Genomic DNA, 17268 nt, shown 5'->3' with positions numbered 1-17268 from the left:
GTGGGAACGCAGTGTGTGGGTAATTTCAATCAGTAGATTGGCGTCAAACTGCCACTAATGGCCCTCTGATAATTAATCAACTGTTCAAGAATTATTCTCGCTACAATCGCCCGCTTTGCCACTTGGTACGGGCGTTTCGGGTCCGTTGCCCACGAGAAGTCCCATGCTTATCGGTAGCTATTCCCCCTCGCTGGTCGCGATCTCGCTGTTTGTCGCGATCCTCGCTTCCTACACCGCCCTGGACCTCACCGGCCGCATCGCGACCGCCAAGGGGCGCGCTGTGTATTTATGGATAGCCGGCGGGGCCATGGCGATGGGGGTAGGCGTCTGGTCCATGCACTTTATCGGCATGCTGGCGTTGCGCCTGCCGTTTGCCTTGGGCTTCGACATCGGTATCACCGCGCTGTCGTTGTTGATCGCGGTATTGTCCTGCGGCTTTGCATTATGGCTGGTCAGCCAAGCGCGTTTGCCTGCCTGGCAACTGGCGTTTGGCGCGCTGGTCATGGGCAGCGGTATTGCCAGCATGCACTACACCGGCATGGCCGCGATGCGCATGACGCCGGGCATCGACTATGACCCCACGCTATTTGGCCTGTCGTTGCTGATCGCGGTGGTGGCGTCCGGAGCCGCACTGTTGATTGCGTTCAACCTGCGCCGCAACACGCCTTATGTACGCCTGGCCCGTGGTGGTGCGGCGGTGGTGATGGGCTTTGCAATCGTCGGCATGCATTACACCGGCATGGCGGCCGCACGCTTTGCCGATGAAAGTTACTGCGCCGCCGTGCTGGATGGCTTGAGTGGCAAGGGCCTGGATAACCTGGTGTTGGTGACGACCCTGGCGGTACTGGCCATCGCGTTGCTGACGTCGTTGCTCGACGCGCGCCTGGAAGCCCGTACTGCGGTGCTCGCCGACTCGTTGACCCAAGCCAACCAGGAACTGACCCACCTGGCCCTGCACGATATGCTCACCGGCCTGCCCAATCGCACCTTGCTGGCCGATCGTATTCAACAGGCCATCGAGGCGGTAAAGGAGCAGGGCGGTTGCTTTGCCCTGATGTTCATCGACCTGGATGGCTTCAAGCCGGTCAACGATGCCTTTGGCCATCACATGGGCGACCAGCTGTTGCGCGAAGTCGGCCTGCGCCTGCGCGAAGACCTGCGCAGTCACGACACCCTGGCGCGCATCGGCGGCGATGAGTTTGTATTGCTGGTGCAGTTGACCCAGCCCGACGATGCCCTCGGCCTTGCCGAACGCCAGGTGGTGCTGATCAACCGCGCGTTCCAGGTGGCCGAGCATGAGCTGAAGATTTCCGCCAGCGTCGGCATCGCCATGTTCCCGGGCAATGGCAACACCCCCCAGGAACTGCTGATGAACGCCGACGCCGCCATGTACCATGCCAAGGGCATGGGCAAGAACGGCTACAGCTTCTTTGATGTGTCGATGAACACCAATGCGCGCAAGCAATTGCAGCTGCTGCAAGACCTGCGCAATGCTCTTGAGCACGAGCAGTTCCGGCTGTATTACCAGCCCAAGTTTGATGCGATCAGTGGGATCCCGGTGGGCGCCGAAGCGCTGGTGCGCTGGGAGCATCCGCAACAAGGCTTGTTGTTGCCGGCGACCTTTATCGAACTGGCGGAAAAAACCGGCCTGATCATCCCCATCGGCGAATGGGTGCTCAATGAAGCCTGTCGCCAAATGAGCCTGTGGTACGCCCAGGGTTATGAGCACTGGCGCATCGCGGTGAACTTGTCGGCGTTGCAGTTTTGCCACGCCGGGCTGGTCAACAGCGTGGCCGGCGCCCTGGCGCGGCACCGGTTGCCGGCCAACAGCCTGACCCTGGAAATCACCGAGACCACCGCGATGAGCGACGCCGATGCGAGCATGACGGTGTTGCAGCAGCTGTCGGACATGGGCGTGGACCTGTCCATCGACGATTTCGGCACGGGCTACTCCAGCCTGATGTACCTCAAGCGCCTGCCGGCCAACGAGTTGAAGATCGACCGTGGTTTTGTGCGTGACCTGGAGCATGACAGCGACGACGCCGCCATCGTGTCTGCCATTGTTGCCTTGGGCCAGGCGCTGGGGCTGCGAATCGTCGCCGAAGGCGTGGAAACCGATGTGCAGCAGAGTTTTCTCACGCGGTTGGGGTGTAACTCCCTGCAAGGCTACCTGCTCGGCCACCCGTTGCCGGCGGACGGTTTCATGGCCCATATCCAGCGCGGCGAAGATGCAGCGGCGCCTGACAAAAGCCGTGCGTGACGGTTAGTATCGGATCCAACCCTAAACACCAGGTTGGATCAGGAGACCGCACGCATGGACAAAGTCCTCATCATCACCGGGGGGAGCCGTGGTATCGGCGCCGAGACGGCATTGCTGGCTGCCCGCGAGGGCTATCGCATCTGCATCAACTATCACTCCGATGAAAAAGCCGCCCACAGCGTGCTCGAGCAGGTTCGCGGCCTCGGTGCCCAGGCGATTGCGGTGCGCGCGGATGTCAGTATCGAAGATGAAGTGATTGCGCTGTTCCATCGCGTGGACGCCGAACTGGGCCGGGTCACCGCGCTGGTGAACAATGCCGGCACCGTGGGGCACAAGTCGCGGGTGGATGAGATGTCCGAGTTCCGCATCCTGAACATTCTCAAGACCAATGTGCTCGGTCCGATCCTGTGTGCCAAGCACGCGGTGCTGCGGATGTCGCCCAAGCATGGCGGGCAGGGCGGCAGTATCGTCAATGTGTCGTCGGTGGCTGCACGCCTGGGTTCGCCGGGTGAGTACGTCGACTACGCCGCATCCAAGGGCGCACTCGACACCTTCACCCTCGGCCTGTCGAAAGAAGTGGCGGGCGAGGGCATCCGCGTCAACGCGGTGCGCCCCGGCTACATCTTCACCGACTTCCACGCCCTGAGCGGCGACCCGGACCGGGTCAGCAAGCTCGAGTCCGGTATTCCCATGGCCCGTGGCGGGCGGCCGGATGAAGTGGCGGAAGCGATTATCTGGCTGCTGTCGGACAAGGCTTCGTATGCCACGGGGACTTTTCTGGATTTGGGTGGCGGTCGCTAGTGATGCAGTGCCTGTACCGGCGCCATCGGGGCATAGGTATCTACACAACTCTTAAAGGCTGACACATAACTCTGTGGTGAGCGGGCGGTGCGACGATTCGACAAGCCCGCTCACCACAGAAGCCTAATTGCCATAGATTCCGTATTCACTGGAAGTTGTGTAGATACCCATGGCCATCGGGGGCTTGCCCCCGATGGCGTCAGAAAGCGCAACGCCATCCCTCAAAACGACCGCACAATCCGCCCCAACGTCTCCATCGCCTTCTCCGAGACCTCGGTCCACGGGCTGCCGTAGTTCAGGCGAATACAGTTGCGAAAGCGCTGGGTCGCAGAAAAGATCGGCCCCGGCGCAATGCTGATGCCTTGCGCCAGCGCCATCTGGAACAACTTCAACGAATCGGTCTGCTCCGGCAATTCCAGCCACAGGAAATACCCGCCGGCCGGCTGGCTCACCCGTGTCTGCGCCGGGAAGTAGCGGGCGATAGCCGCCAGCATGGCGCTTTGCTGTTCTTCCAGGGCATAGCGCAGTTTACGTAAGTGGCGGTCATAGCCGCCGTGTTGCAGGTAGTCGGCAATCGCCGCTTGCGCCGGCATCGAAGGGCACAGCGAGGTCATCAGCTTCAAGCGCTCGACCTTCTGCGCATAGCGCCCGGCCGCCACCCAGCCGACGCGATAGCCCGGCGCCAGACTCTTGGCGAAGGAGCCGCAGTGCATCACCAGGCCTTCGTTGTCGAAGGCCTTGGCCGGCTTGGGTGCCTGCTGCCCGTAGTACAGCTCGGCGTACACGTCGTCCTCGATCAACGGCACTTGGTGGCTACGCAGCAGTTCCACCAGCGCCTGCTTCTTTGCTTCCGGCAATGTGGCGCCCATGGGATTCTGGAAACTGGTCATGGTCCAGCAGGCCTTGATCGGGTAGCGCTCCAGGGTTTGCGCCAGGGCGTTGAGGTCGATGCCGTCGCGCGGGTGCACGGGGATTTCCACCGCCTTGAGCTTCAGGCGTTCCAGCACTTGCAGGCAGGCGTAGAACGCCGGGGCCTCGATGGCCACCAGGTCGCCCGGTTCGGTGACCGCTTGCAGGCACAGGTTCAACGCTTCCAGGGCGCCGTTGGTGATCAGCAGCTCCTCCATGGGCAGCATCAGGCCGCCGACCATATAGCGCAGGGCAATCTGCCGACGCAGTTGCGGGTTGCCCGGCGACATGTCGGTGACCACCAGACGCGGGTCCATCTCGCGGCTGGCGCTGGCCAGGGAGCGGGCCAGGCGCGGCAGCGGGAACAGCATGGGGCTGGGGAAGGCCGAGCCGAAGGGCACGGTGTTGGGGTCTTTGATCGAATCGAGTACCGAGAACACCAGTTCGCTGACATCGACTTCGGTGGACTCATGCACCTGCTCGCTCACCACCGGTTCGGAGAACGGGCTGGGTGCATGGGTGTTGACGAAATAGCCGGAGCGCGGCCGTGCCCGGATCAGCCCGCGACGCTCCAACAGGTAGTAGGCCTGGAACACCGTGGACGGGCTGACGCCATAGGTCTGGCTGGCATAGCGTACCGACGGCACACGCTGGCCGGGGCCGAGCACGCCGGAGCGGATCAGTTCTGCGATGTCATCGGCGAATTTTTCGTAGCGTTTCATGTTGGCCTTAAACAAATAGGTAATATGAGTCCAGCCCCCTCCCACATTTGATCTGCATCATTTTCGATAGCGAGGTCTCAGCGGTTGAGCGGTGCCACAAAGCGACTGTCGGCGGCGCTGTAGATCCACGGCTCGTCCACATCCGAAACCTTGAAGCGCACTGTCTGCGAACTGCTCGCCGGCTTGTCGGCCAGCAATGCCACCGAAACCGGCACATCGACGATTTCCCCCGGTGCCAGGCTGATCTCGGTCTTGCCTTGCAGTTGGAAACCCTCTGCATCCAGCAGCTCCACCCGGTATTCCTGGCGCTGCTGTGTCTTGTTGATGACCTTGAGGCTGTAGATGTTTTCGATCTGGCCCTGGGCGTTCTCGCGGAACATGCCACGGTCCTTGGTCACGTCCAGCGACACCATTGGCCGCTCCACCAATGCCACCACTAACGCCGCAATCATCACCAGCAGCACCGCACTGTAGCCGATCAGGCGCGGCCTGAGCAGGTGGGTCTTGCCGCCTTGGAGTTGATGCTCGGAGGTGTAGCTCACCAAGCCCCGCGCATAGCCCATCTTGTCCATGATCGAATCGCAGGCGTCGATGCACGCCGCGCAGCCGATGCACTCCATTTGCAGGCCGTCGCGGATGTCGATGCCGGTGGGGCAGACCTGCACGCACAGCTGGCAGTCAATACAGTCACCCAGGCCGACAGCGGCCGGCGTGACCTCGCGTTTACGCGGGCCGCGATGCTCGCCACGGGCGCTATCGTAGGAAATGGTCAGGGTGTCTTTATCGAACATCACGCTCTGGAACCGCGCATACGGACACATATGCATGCACACCGCTTCACGCAGCCAGCCGGCGTTGATGTAGGTGGCGGCGGTAAAAAACAGCACCCAGAAGAGACTCACGCCCCCCATTTGCCAGGTCAGCAGTTCGGCGGCCAGGGGGCGGATCGGCGTGAAGTAGCCGACAAAGGTCAGCCCGGTGAGCACGCTGATGCCCAGCCACAACGTGTGTTTGGCCGAGCGTCGCGCGAGTTTGTTCAGGCTCCAGGGCGCCGCTTGCAGCTTGATACGCTGGTTGCGCTCGCCCTCGGTGACCTTTTCGCACCACATGAACAGCCAGGTAAACGAGCTTTGCGGGCAGGTGTAGCCACACCACACGCGGCCGGCGAACACCGTAATCGCAAACAGGCCGAAGGCACAGATGATCAGCAAAGCCGATAACAGGATGAAGTCCTGGGGCCAGAAGGTGGCGCCGAAAATATGGAATTTACTCTCGGCCAAATCCCACAGCACGGCTTGCCGCCCACCCCAGTTCAGCCACACCGTGCCGAAGAACGCCAGGAACAGAAAGCCCGCGCCAGCTACGCGCAAGGTGCGGAACAGGCCGGTGAAACTGCGGGTATGGATCAGGTTGTCGCTGGATTTGGCCTTCACCTTCTTTGGGTGGATCGGCTCAAAGGTTTCCACGGTTGGGATTCGTTCGCTCATGGTCGTTCGCTCATCAGCCTCCATCAGGCCGATGAACTATGCGCGTCGGTCTGTTTGCATAACAGGCTCAGGTATGGCGATAAAAAGCGGATCAGATGGGCTTTGGCCATGGGCCTGCGTCAATGTGCTGCACCCCATGGCGCTGGAGGTGCAGCTAGATCTGGCGCGTGCTGATACAGATCAATTAAATCAGCGAACCAGGTTCTTCAGCCTTTACATGTTGGCGCCCATCATGGGCACCTGCCACCGTCAGGGCGTCGGCCTCGGCTTCGGTGATATAGATCCGCTCGGCGGCCAGTTCCACGTACGACATGGATTTGTCGGTGTCGGTAACGATATGGACGCGGGTCGCCGGCACGCTCTGTTCCTGGCCATTGTCATCGAGCATGAAGTAGCACAGTTGGTTTTCGATACGCAGGGGCATGCCGGTCTCCTTTTTCATGGGGTATGAAGGTTAGGGTGCAGCAAGGTGTGTGGGTTCAAGGCAACTGACTGGCGGTCGCCGCTGTCCATCCTTTATCCATAAATAAAGGACAGCATCCATGGACGCCTGGTGGCACGAAGTGTGGCAAACCCTGCAGGCCGAATTCGCCGACCTTGGCGACGCGAAACAGCTCACTCAAATCACTGTTCGCCTGCTGATCGCAGCGCTGTTGGGCGGCATCCTCGGGTTTGAGCGCGAGCACAAGGGCAAGGCTGCCGGTGTGCGCACCCATATGCTGGTGGCAATGGGCGCCGCATTGTTTGTGCTGGTACCGCAGATGTCTGGCAACCAGGCGGATGCCATGAGTCGTGTGGTCCAGGGGGTGATCGCGGGGATTGGTTTCCTCGGCGCAGGGACGATCCTCAAGGGCAAGGAAGATGAAGAGGGCCAGCACGTCAAAGGCCTGACCACCGCTGCCGGGTTATGGATGACCGCCGCCATTGGGGTGGCGGCGGGAATGGGTCGCGAGTCGACGGCGGTGTTGAGTACCTTGCTGGCCCTGGCGGTGTTCAGCGTGATGCCAAGGATCGTCAAGCTGTTGGACAAGGAGACCTGACTTAATAAGGGACCTTCATGTTGACGCTGTAGGTTTCAGGACCGTGTTGGCGTTCGGCGGGCACTCGTTCTGTGCGTAAAGAGTCGAGCCTGCGCATGTTCAACAGACTACCAAACCCAGTCAAGAACCCAGCTATACGTCCCATTGCTGAATGGTTCTTGCCAAGGGTCTCCACATCGTCTTTCGACTTATGATAAGCGTTCAGCAGATCTGCGGTGTCACTGCCAGAATATGCTTTCATCAAGTTTTCAAGCCCTTTCAACCTGAGCTCCTTGATCAGGGTTTCTTCCGCATCACGCCTGGCGGATTCCAGGTTGGTGCTGATCATGTCCGGATTTAACTGTTTACCGAGCGCTTCGAGGGTTTTGGCGTTCGCTTCAGCATTCTCACCGTGCAACATCAACCGGATGTTGTCTTCAGTTAACAGTCTGCGGACTTTGTCAAGCTGTGTGCGGGAATGAAAGGAGTTCGGGGCGTGCAGAATACAGTGGATGTTGTGCTGGGATAACAGCGAGTTCAGCTCAGCCAGAGGCGTTGCATCGGTGTGCGCCGGAGTGACGGGGGTGGACGGTACGTAGTTCGGGGTCAGCTGAGGAGGGATGGTCGACATATATAACCTCACGAAGAATGGACTGAAACGCCTTATCCCAAAGGGTGGGGGGAGCATTTCGCGAGGTCAGTATATAAAGCTGGGCTTAAGCAATATTTTCTTAATAGCGAAGGAAATTTCGGTTTTTCATGAGGTCCGCTCGAAGGACGATATCTTGTTTTCGAGCGAGCCTCCCGTCGCCGTCAGCTGGTTCTTACAATTACCGGTGGCATTGTCGTTGGTGGTTCTTCCACCGCTGGCGGTTGGGTTTCCGGCGGTTCCTTCTCGGGAATCGGCTCCGGCTCCGTGGGGGGCAGGGTCGGGTTGTCGATATTCGGGTCCGGGGTTTCAGCCGGGATCGGGATATTCATCGGTGTGGCCTCCTTTGTGCTTTGCTCCAGCGGTGGACATCCACCGAGGCCAATTGATTCCCCGCCCAATGGCGGAACATCCAGCTGAACTTTTAACCTTGGCCCAGGCTCGGACCTATAGCGGCCCTGCTCAGGGAGAGCGCTGCCGTATCGGAATTCGGATCAAGCAAAGAGCGTCCACAGGGCGTAAGGGGAAGATGCTCGATGACTGCTGAAACACTGGCTCCAGAAGACTCCATATTGCCGCTGTCCCAGGCGCTGTTGCTGCCCAGGATCGCGATCGAAAGCACTTCACCCGTGATCGACGGCGGCGAATTTGCCGTCAAGGCTGTGGTGGGCCAGCGGGTCAACGTCACCAGCAAGGTATTCGCCGATGGCCACGACAAGCTGGCCGTATTGATCCGTTGGCGCCCGCTGCATGACGAAAGCTGGCACAGCGTGGTCATGAACGACGTGGGCAACAATGGCTGGGAAGGGGCGTTTACCGTCACCGTCCAGGGCCCTCACGAATACTGCATCGAGGCCTGGATCGATACCTACGCCAGCTTCTGCTATGAACTGCGCAAAAAACATGAAGCCGGGGTGCCGGTCAGCCTGGAGTTGCAGGAAGGCCGCAGCCTGGTGCTGCAGGCCGCCGAACGCAGCGACAACGAACTGCGTGACCGCCTGATGCTGTTGCACCACGAACTCTCCGGTTTGCTGGAAACCGAGCAGGTCGCGCTGTTTTTGCACGAAGACAGTGCACACCTGATGACCCAGGCCGACCACCGCGCCTACTTGAGCATCAGCACCGTCTACCCGATTGATGTGGAGCGCGAGGCGGCGCAATTTGCCAGTTGGTACGAGCTGTTTCCCCGTTCGATCACCGACGATCCGGCCCGCCACGGTACGTTCAACGACGTGCACTCGCGCCTGTCGATGATCCATGACATGGGGTTCGACGTGCTGTACTTCCCGCCGATCCACCCGATCGGGCGCAGCCACCGCAAAGGCAAGAACAATTCCCTGACCGCAGGCCCCGATGATCCGGGCAGCCCCTATGCCATCGGCAGCGAGGACGGCGGCCACGAGGCCATCCACCCGCAGTTGGGCAGCCGCGAAGACTTCCGTCGCCTGGTCAAGGCCGCCGCCGAGCATGGCCTGGAGATCGCCCTGGATTTCGCCATCCAGTGCTCCCAGGACCACCCGTGGCTCAAAGAGCACCCGGGCTGGTTCAACTGGCGCCCGGACGGCACGATCAAATATGCCGAGAACCCGCCAAAGAAGTACCAGGACATCGTCAACGTCGACTTCTATGCCGCGGATGCGATCCCAGGCCTGTGGACTGAACTGCGCGACATCGTGGTGGGCTGGGTGGAAGAGGGCGTGAAGACCTTTCGCGTCGACAACCCCCACACCAAGCCGCTGCCCTTTTGGCAGTGGCTGATCGCCGATGTACGGGCAAAGCATCCCGAGGTGATCTTCCTCGCCGAAGCCTTCACCACCCCGGCGATGATGGCGCGCCTGGGCAAGGTCGGTTACTCCCAGAGCTACACCTACTTCACCTGGCGCAACACCAAGGCCGAACTGGCCGAATACCTGGCGCAATTGAACGAGTCGCCGTGGCGCGAATGCTACCGGCCGAATTTTTTCGTCAATACACCGGATATCAACCCAGGGTTCCTGCATGAATCCGGGCGCCCGGGCTTTTTGATCCGCGCCGCGCTGGCCACCATGGGCTCGGGCCTGTGGGGCATGTATTCGGGCTTTGAGCTATGTGAAGCGGCACCGGTGCCGGGCAAAGAGGAATACCTGGACTCGGAGAAATACGAGATTCGCCCTCGGGACTTCACCGCACCCGGCAATATCATCGCCGAGATCGCCCAGCTCAACCGCATCCGCCGCCAAAACCCGGCGTTGCAGACTCACCTGGGCCTGAAGCTCTACAACGCCTGGAACGACAATATCCTGTACTTCGGCAAGCGCAGCGAGGACGGCAGCAACTTCATCCTCGTAGCCGTCAACCTCGATCCGTTCAATGCCCAGGAGGCCCACTTTGAGTTGCCATTGTGGGAATTGGGCCTGCCGGACGATGCGCAGACCCAGGGCGAAGACCTGATGAACGGCCACCGCTGGACCTGGTATGGCAAGACCCAGTGGACGCGGCTGGAGCCGCAGATGCCGTTCGGGATCTGGCGCATCAGCACCTCCTGAGCCTGGTGAAGATCAACATGTGGGAGGGGGCAAGCCTCTCCCACATTGACCCGGTTCAGTCTGCACGATTTTTCGAGTATTTCAGGAGTTTCCAATGGCGAAGAAACCCAAGGCTGCCACCTTCATCAAAGACCCGCTCTGGTACAAGGACGCGGTGATCTACCAGGTTCACGTCAAATCCTATTTCGACTCCAACAACGACGGCATCGGTGATTTTCCCGGCCTGATTGCCAAGCTCGACTACATCGCCGACCTGGGTGTCAACACCATCTGGCTGCTGCCGTTCTACCCCTCGCCACGCCGCGATGACGGCTATGACATTGCCGAATACCGGGGCGTGCACAGCGACTACGGAACCATGGCCGATGCCCGGCGCTTTATCGCCGAAGCCCACAAACGCGGGTTGCGGGTCATCACTGAACTGGTGATCAACCATACCTCCGATCAGCACCCGTGGTTCCAGAGGGCGCGCAAGGCCAAGCCGGGCTCGGCGGCGCGGGACTTCTACGTGTGGTCCGATGACGACCAGAAATACGACGGCACCCGCATCATTTTCCTCGACACCGAAAAGTCCAACTGGACCTGGGACCCGGTCGCCGGCCAGTACTTCTGGCACCGTTTTTATTCCCACCAGCCGGACCTCAATTTCGACAACCCGCAGGTGATGAAAGCCGTGCTGTCGGTGATGCGCTACTGGCTGGACATGGGCATCGACGGCCTGCGCCTGGACGCCATCCCTTACCTGATCGAGCGCGATGGCACCAACAACGAAAACCTGCCGGAAACCCACGACGTCCTCAAGCAGATCCGCGCCGAGATCGACGCCCATTACCCCGACCGCATGCTGCTCGCCGAGGCCAACCAGTGGCCGGAAGACACGCAGCTGTATTTCGGCGACCGCAAGGGCGATGACGGCGATGAGTGCCACATGGCGTTCCACTTCCCGCTGATGCCGCGCATGTACATGGCGCTGGCCCAGGAGGATCGCTTCCCGATCACCGATATCCTGCGCCAGACCCCGGAGATCCCCGCCAACTGCCAATGGGCGATCTTCCTGCGCAACCACGACGAACTGACCCTGGAAATGGTCACCGATAAAGAGCGCGACTACCTGTGGAACTACTACGCTGCTGACCGCCGCGCACGCATCAACCTGGGCATTCGCCGGCGCCTGGCGCCCTTGATGGAGCGCGACCGCCGCCGTGTGGAGTTGCTCAACAGCCTGCTGCTGTCGATGCCCGGCACGCCGACCCTGTATTACGGCGACGAAATCGGCATGGGCGACAATATCTACCTCGGCGACCGCGATGGCGTGCGCACGCCGATGCAATGGTCCATTGACCGCAACGGCGGTTTCTCCCGCGCCGACCCGGCCAGCCTGGTGCTGCCACCGATCATGGATCCGCAATACGGCTATCTGTCGGTCAACGTCGAAACCCAGGCCCAGGACCCGCACTCACTGTTGAACTGGACCCGCCGCATGCTGGCGGTGCGCAAGCAGTCCAAGGCGTTTGGGCGCGGCAGCCTGAAAATGCTCTCGCCAAGCAATCGCCGCATCCTGGCGTATACCCGCGAATTCACCGGCGAAGACGGGCGCAACGAAATCATCCTGTGTGTGGCCAACGTCTCGCGCAGCGCCCAGGCGGCCGAGCTGGACCTATCGGCCTTTGCCGGCATGGTCCCGGTGGAGATGCTCGGCGGCAATGCGTTCCCGCCCATCGGCCAGCTGAATTTCCTGCTGACCCTGGCGCCGTATGGCTTCTATTGGTTCGTGCTGGCGGCGGAAAACCAGATGCCCAGCTGGCACGTGGAGCCGGCGCAAAGCATGCCGGACTTCACCACCCTGGTATTGAAAAAACGCATGGAAGAGCTGCTCGACGAACCGTGTCGCACCGCCCTCGAACAGACCTCGCTGCCCGCCTGGCTGCCCAAGCGCCGTTGGTTTGCCGGCAAGGACACCGCCATCGACAGCGTGCGCATCGCCTACGGTGTGCGCTTTGGCGACCCCCAGCACCCGGTCTTGCTCAGCGAGCTTGAGGTGACCGCCGGTGGCCAGGTCAGCCGTTATCAGCTGCCGTTCGGTTTTCTTGGCGAAGACCAGTTCACCAGCGCCTTGCCGCAACAGTTGGCCCTGGCCCGGGTACGGCGGGTGCGTCAGGTCGGCCTGGTGACGGACGCCTTCAGCCTGGAGCACTTTATCCGCGCGGTGATCCAAGGCCTGCAGGCCGGTACCGTGTTAAACGGCAGCGACGGCGACCTGCGTTTTGAAGCCACGCCACACTTGGACACGCTGCAACTGACGGACGAGTCGCCGGTACGTTACTTGTCTGCCGAGCAGTCCAACAGCTCGGTGGTGGTGGGCGAGAGCCTGGTGCTCAAGCTGATCCGCAAAGTCAGCGCCGGGGTGCACCCGGAGCTGGAAATGAGCGCGTACCTGACGCAGGCGGGTTACCCGAATATCTCGCCGCTGATGGGTTCGGTGATTCGCCATGATGGCGCAGGCGAGGACAACCTGCTGATGATCGCCCAGGGCTACTTGAGCAACCAGGGTGACGCATGGAGCTGGACCCAGAACAACCTGGAACGTGCCATCCGCGATGAACTGGCCGAGGCCATCTCCGAACAGGAACAGCATTACAACGCATTGGGCGAGCTGGCGGACTTCGCCGGGCTGCTCGGCCAGCGCCTGGGTGAAATGCACGGGGTACTGGGTGCCAACACGACCAATAAGGACTTCAAGCCCGAACCGACCAGCGCCAAGGATACCCAAGCCTGGGCCAAGGACGTTGGGGCGCAGATCGACCGTGCATTGCAATTGCTCAAGCTGCATCAAAGCCAATTGAACCCTGCCGATCAGGCGCTGGTCAGTGAATTGCTGGCGCAGAAAAAAGCCATCGGCGCGCATGTCCAGGCGCTGGCGAAAGCCACCTTGGGCGGGCTGCGCATTCGGGTTCATGGTGACTTGCACCTGGGCCAGGTGCTGGTGGTGAAGGGCGATGCCTACCTGATCGACTTTGAAGGCGAACCGGCGCGGCCGCTGCATGAACGGCGCGGCAAGCACAGCCCGTATAAAGATGTGAGCGGCGTGTTGCGCTCCTTTGACTACGCGGCGGCCATGGCCTTGAACGTACAAGGGGTGGATCACTCGCCCGCAGCGGACCAGGCGCGCAGGCGCGTGACCGATCGCTACCTGAAAGAGGCCCGCCAGGCATTTATCCAGGCTTATCAGGCCGCTGCGTCTACACTGGCGCATGACTGGCAGGATGCCAAGGGCCAGGACGCCGCGCTGACGTTGTTCAGCCTGGAGAAGGCCGCGTATGAGGTAGCGTACGAAGCGGAAAACCGCCCGACCTGGTTGCCGGTGCCCCTGCGGGGCTTGCACGGGTTGTTGAGCGGGATTACATCTAAATCGAACACTGCACGCGGTGGGGAGACGTCATGAGCTTTACGAATAAAGAACCGCTGCAACCGAAGTTGACAGCCATGCCGGCGTCCAAGGACGTCGAAGCGCTGGTGCGCGCCGAGCACCACGACCCGTTTTCCATTCTCGGGCCACACGATGACGAGCAGGGCGGCCAATTTATCCGCGCGTTCCTGCCGGAGGCCTTGAGTGTCCAGGTGCTGAGCCGCGATGGCGGTGAACAGATCGGCAGCCTGGATGCGACCCAGGTGCCGGGCCTGTTCGTCGGGCAGTTCAACACCCGCCAGGCGTACTTGCTGAAAATCCAGTGGGCCGGTGGCGAGCAGATCACCGAAGACCCTTACAGCTTCCAGCAACTGTTGCTGGGGGAGATGGACCTGTACCTGTTCGCCGAAGGCAACCACCGTGACCTCAGCAGTTGCCTGGGGGCCCAGGTGACCAGCGTCGATGGCGTAGACGGCGTGCGTTTTGCCGTGTGGGCGCCGAATGCGCGGCGGGTCTCGGTGGTGGGGGACTTCAATATCTGGGACGGCCGCCGCCACCCGATGCGCCTGCGGCATCCGTCGGGCGTGTGGGAGATCTTCATTCCCCGCCTGCAACCTGGCGCCGCCTACAAGTACGAAATCCTCGGCGCCCACGGGATTCTGCCGCTCAAGGCCGACCCGATGGCGCTGGCGACCCAGTTGCCACCCGATACCGCCTCGAAAGTCGCCGCGCCGTTGCAGGTGGACTGGCAGGACCATGAGTGGATGCAAGCGCGGGTCGAGCGACAGAAGGGCACGGCGCCGCTGTCGATCTACGAGTTGCATGTGGGCTCCTGGCAGTGCGAGCTGGACGAGGCCGGCGAAGTAGCGCGCCAATACACCTGGCGCGAGCTGGCCGAGCGGTTGGTGCCGTATGTGCAGCAACTGGGCTTCACCCACGTCGAATTGATGCCGATCATGGAACACCCGTTCGGCGGTTCGTGGGGTTACCAGGCGCTTTCACAGTTCGCACCGACGGCGCGTTTTGGCTCGCCGGAGGACTTCGCCTATTTCATCAACGCGCTCCATCAGGCCGATATCGGCGTGATCCTCGACTGGGTGCCGGCGCATTTCCCCACCGACACCCACGGCCTGGCGCAATTCGACGGCACTGCGTTGTATGAATACGCCAACCCGCTGGAAGGCTTCCACCAGGACTGGGACACGCTGATCTACAACCTGGGCCGCACTGAGGTCCACGGCTTCATGCTGGCCTCGGCACTGCATTGGCTCAAACACTTCCACATTGACGGGCTGCGCGTGGACGCTGTGGCGTCAATGTTGTACCGCGACTATTCGCGCAAGGCCGGCGAATGGGTGCCCAACCGCCATGGCGGGCGCGAGAACCTGGAAGCCATCGATTTCCTGCGCCACTTGAACGACGTGGTGGCACTGGAAGCGCCCGGCGCCCTGGTGATCGCCGAAGAGTCCACCGCCTGGCCCGGCGTCAGCCAGCCCACCCAACAGGGCGGCCTGGGCTTCAACTACAAGTGGAACATGGGCTGGATGCACGATTCTTTGCATTACATCCAGCAGGATCCGGTCTATCGCGCCCATCACCATAACGAGCTGAGCTTCGGCCTGGTGTATGCGTGGTCCGAGCGCTTCATCCTGCCGATTTCCCACGATGAAGTGGTGCACGGCAAGCACTCGCTGATCGACAAGATGCCGGGCGACCGTTGGCAGAAGTTTGCCAACCTGCGCGCCTACCTGGCGTTCATGTGGATGCATCCGGGCAAGAAGCTGCTGTTCATGGGCTGCGAATTCGGCCAGTGGCGCGAGTGGAACCACGACCAGCAACTGGACTGGTACTTGCTGCAGTACGCCGAGCACAAAGGCGTGCAAAAGCTGGTGGGTGACTTGAACCGCCTGTATCGCGAAGAGCCGGCGCTGCACGAGCAGGATGATGCGCCTCAGGGGTTCCAGTGGCTGATCGGCGACGACGCGATCAACAGCGTCTACGCCTGGCTACGCTGGAGCAAGGACGGCAAGCCGGTGCTGGTGGTGGCCAATTTCACCCCGGTGCCCCGTGAGGCCTACAAGGTGGGCGTACCGTTCGGTGGGCGTTGGAGCGAGGTGATCAACAGTGACGCCGATACCTACGCGGGTTCCAATTACGGCAATGGCGGTGGCGTGTTCACCGAGGATGAGCCACGCCATGGGCAACCGGTGTCACTGTCGTTGAACCTGCCGCCGTTGGGGGTGCTGATTTTGCGGCCTGACGGGAGTTAAAGGCTCTACCCTGCTGGATTCAGTTGTCCACGCTGGTGGCAGGGTGCCACAATGGCGCCTTTGTCATGGCAGTCGAATCAGGCGAATTTCATGAATGGCCTTGGGCATGGGCGGGATCAGGATTGCTTTATAGAGGCACAGGTGCGAACCGACCGTTTGCACCAGTTGTTTCGCCAGTCATTTGCAGCCATTTTCGGCAGCTACATGGCAGCCGCCATGCTCTGCTGGCTGTGCTGGGAGCGCTTCGATCACACGTTCATGGTGGTGTGGCTGGTGGTGCTGGGCGCGTCGTCGCTGCTGCGGGTCAAGATGTTCCTGGACTGGTTCCGCTGCCCCAACAGCGAACGCACCCCGGATCGCTGGGAGCGCCGCTACTGGGTCACGCTGGTACTGTCCGCGAGCATTTGGGGGGCTGGGGCACTCGCGCTGATGCCCCCCGATGATCGGTTGTCCCAGGCGCTGGTGATGCTGTTCACCGTGGGGATGTCGGTCAGTGCCGTGTCGTGTTATTCGGCCTATCGCTATATGACCCTGGTGTCCATCGGTCTGGTGTTGCTGCCGTGCACCCTGTGGCTGTTGTTCCAGCCGACATCGATGCAAGTGGGTATCGGCATCGCGGTCCTGGTGTTTTCCACGTTTGTGGCCAGTGCCACGCGCAAGTTGTCCGATGCACTGGAGAAAGCCTTTCGCCTGACCCGGCAAATGGAACGGGCCCATAACATCTCGACCCGTGCCGCACAGACCGATGAGCTGACCGGCCTGATGAACCGCCGGGCGTTTTTCGAACATGCGCAATTGCTGTATGCGCAATGCCGTCATAACCAGCAGCCGCTGTGCGTGCTGATGATGGACATGGACCACTTCAAGCAAATCAACGACACCTATGGGCACCAGGCCGGCGATCAGGTCTTGCGCCAGATTGGCGGGGTGATCAGTGCGTCGTTCCGCAAGGCCGATGTGTATGGTCGCTTGGGCGGCGAAGAGTTTGCCGTGTTGTTGCCCAATACGTCGTTGGACACCGCGCGCAATATTGCCGAGGATCTGATCAAGGCTATAGCCGGTTTGGCCGCCGAGCCGGTCAAGGGGCTGTCAGCCAGCCTTGGGGTGGCGTTTACCCATGCCGTGGACGAGGACCTGCACGGCCTGATGAACAGCGCCGACAAAGCGCTGTACCGGGCCAAGGCATTGGGCCGCAACCAAGTGGCCGTCGCGGAGTAGGG

12 protein-coding genes are annotated in these 17268 nt (G+C 61.3%); 7 read left to right on the top strand and 5 right to left on the bottom strand.

Translation table 11 applies throughout. The annotated features are described in order from the left end of the window. Positions 1 to 163: 163 nt before the first annotated feature. Positions 164 to 2260 carry a putative bifunctional diguanylate cyclase/phosphodiesterase gene (locus tag BFP99_RS26835; protein ID WP_065948637.1) on the top strand — a complete coding sequence of 699 codons (2097 nt, stop codon included), beginning with the start codon at positions 164 to 166 and terminating at the stop codon, positions 2258 to 2260. Positions 2261 to 2314: 54 nt separating this feature from the next. Beyond that, positions 2315 to 3061 carry an SDR family oxidoreductase gene (locus tag BFP99_RS26830; RefSeq protein WP_065927843.1) on the top strand — a complete coding sequence of 249 codons (747 nt, stop codon included), beginning with the start codon at positions 2315 to 2317 and terminating at the stop codon, positions 3059 to 3061. Positions 3062 to 3282: 221 nt separating this feature from the next. On the opposite strand, the gene mapR is transcribed toward BFP99_RS26830, so the two are convergent. The 3 genes from mapR to BFP99_RS26815 form a co-directional block, all read right to left on the bottom strand. After that, a complete protein-coding gene (gene mapR, locus BFP99_RS26825; protein WP_065927972.1) occupies positions 3283 to 4692 on the bottom strand; it encodes a GntR family transcriptional regulator MpaR in 1410 nt (469 codons plus the stop codon). A 77-nt stretch (positions 4693 to 4769) separates the two neighbouring features. Then, entirely contained in the window at positions 4770 to 6179 is a 1410-nt protein-coding gene (gene ccoG / locus BFP99_RS26820; protein WP_065941279.1) for a cytochrome c oxidase accessory protein CcoG, read from the bottom strand. A 184-nt stretch (positions 6180 to 6363) separates the two neighbouring features. Beyond that, a complete protein-coding gene (locus BFP99_RS26815; protein WP_027606388.1) occupies positions 6364 to 6603 on the bottom strand; it encodes a DUF3203 family protein in 240 nt (79 codons plus the stop codon). Between the two features lie 118 nt (positions 6604 to 6721). Between BFP99_RS26815 and BFP99_RS26810 the strand changes: the two genes are divergently transcribed. Beyond that, positions 6722 to 7219, top strand: coding sequence for an MgtC/SapB family protein (locus BFP99_RS26810; protein WP_065927841.1), 498 nt, complete (start codon positions 6722 to 6724; stop codon positions 7217 to 7219). A 1-nt stretch (position 7220) separates the two neighbouring features. Here the strand turns inward: BFP99_RS26810 and BFP99_RS26805 are convergent, their stop codons facing one another. Together BFP99_RS26805 and BFP99_RS33370 are read right to left on the bottom strand one after the other, a co-directional pair. After that, a complete protein-coding gene (locus BFP99_RS26805; RefSeq protein WP_065948636.1) occupies positions 7221 to 7829 on the bottom strand; it encodes a hypothetical protein in 609 nt (202 codons plus the stop codon). A gap of 182 nt (positions 7830 to 8011) precedes the next feature. Continuing rightward, positions 8012 to 8179, bottom strand: a complete 168-nt coding sequence (locus BFP99_RS33370; RefSeq protein WP_162844262.1) for a hypothetical protein — start codon at positions 8177 to 8179, stop codon at positions 8012 to 8014. Between the two features lie 204 nt (positions 8180 to 8383). On the opposite strand from BFP99_RS33370, the gene BFP99_RS26800 reads away from it, so the two are divergent. The 4 genes from BFP99_RS26800 to BFP99_RS26785 all read left to right on the top strand — a co-directional run bounded on the left by BFP99_RS26800 (position 8384) and on the right by BFP99_RS26785 (position 17266). Further along, a complete protein-coding gene (locus tag BFP99_RS26800) occupies positions 8384 to 10372 on the top strand; it encodes an alpha-1,4-glucan--maltose-1-phosphate maltosyltransferase (RefSeq protein ID WP_065948635.1) in 1989 nt (662 codons plus the stop codon). Between the two features lie 94 nt (positions 10373 to 10466). Continuing rightward, complete coding sequence (gene treS, locus BFP99_RS26795) at positions 10467 to 13814, top strand: maltose alpha-D-glucosyltransferase (RefSeq protein WP_065948634.1); 3348 nt, start codon at positions 10467 to 10469, stop codon at positions 13812 to 13814. After that, positions 13811 to 16048 (top strand): 1,4-alpha-glucan branching protein GlgB, encoded by a 2238-nt coding sequence (gene glgB, locus BFP99_RS26790; RefSeq protein ID WP_065948633.1) that lies wholly within the window; start codon positions 13811 to 13813, stop codon positions 16046 to 16048. Before treS ends, glgB begins: the two co-directional genes overlap by 4 nt. Before the next feature lie 51 nt (positions 16049 to 16099). Beyond that, the gene (locus BFP99_RS26785) at positions 16100 to 17266 is read left to right on the top strand and encodes a GGDEF domain-containing protein (protein ID WP_065948632.1); all 1167 of its coding nucleotides are present in this window, start codon (positions 16100 to 16102) and stop codon (positions 17264 to 17266) included. The last annotated feature ends 2 nt before the right edge of the window (positions 17267 to 17268 follow it).

The organism is Pseudomonas sp. 1 R 17 (genome assembly GCF_900067035.1).
Classification (GTDB): domain Bacteria; phylum Pseudomonadota; class Gammaproteobacteria; order Pseudomonadales; family Pseudomonadaceae; genus Aquipseudomonas; species Aquipseudomonas marginalis.
The sequence above is the reverse complement of the archived record's forward strand: the minus strand, read 5'-3'. Positions and strand labels throughout refer to the sequence as shown.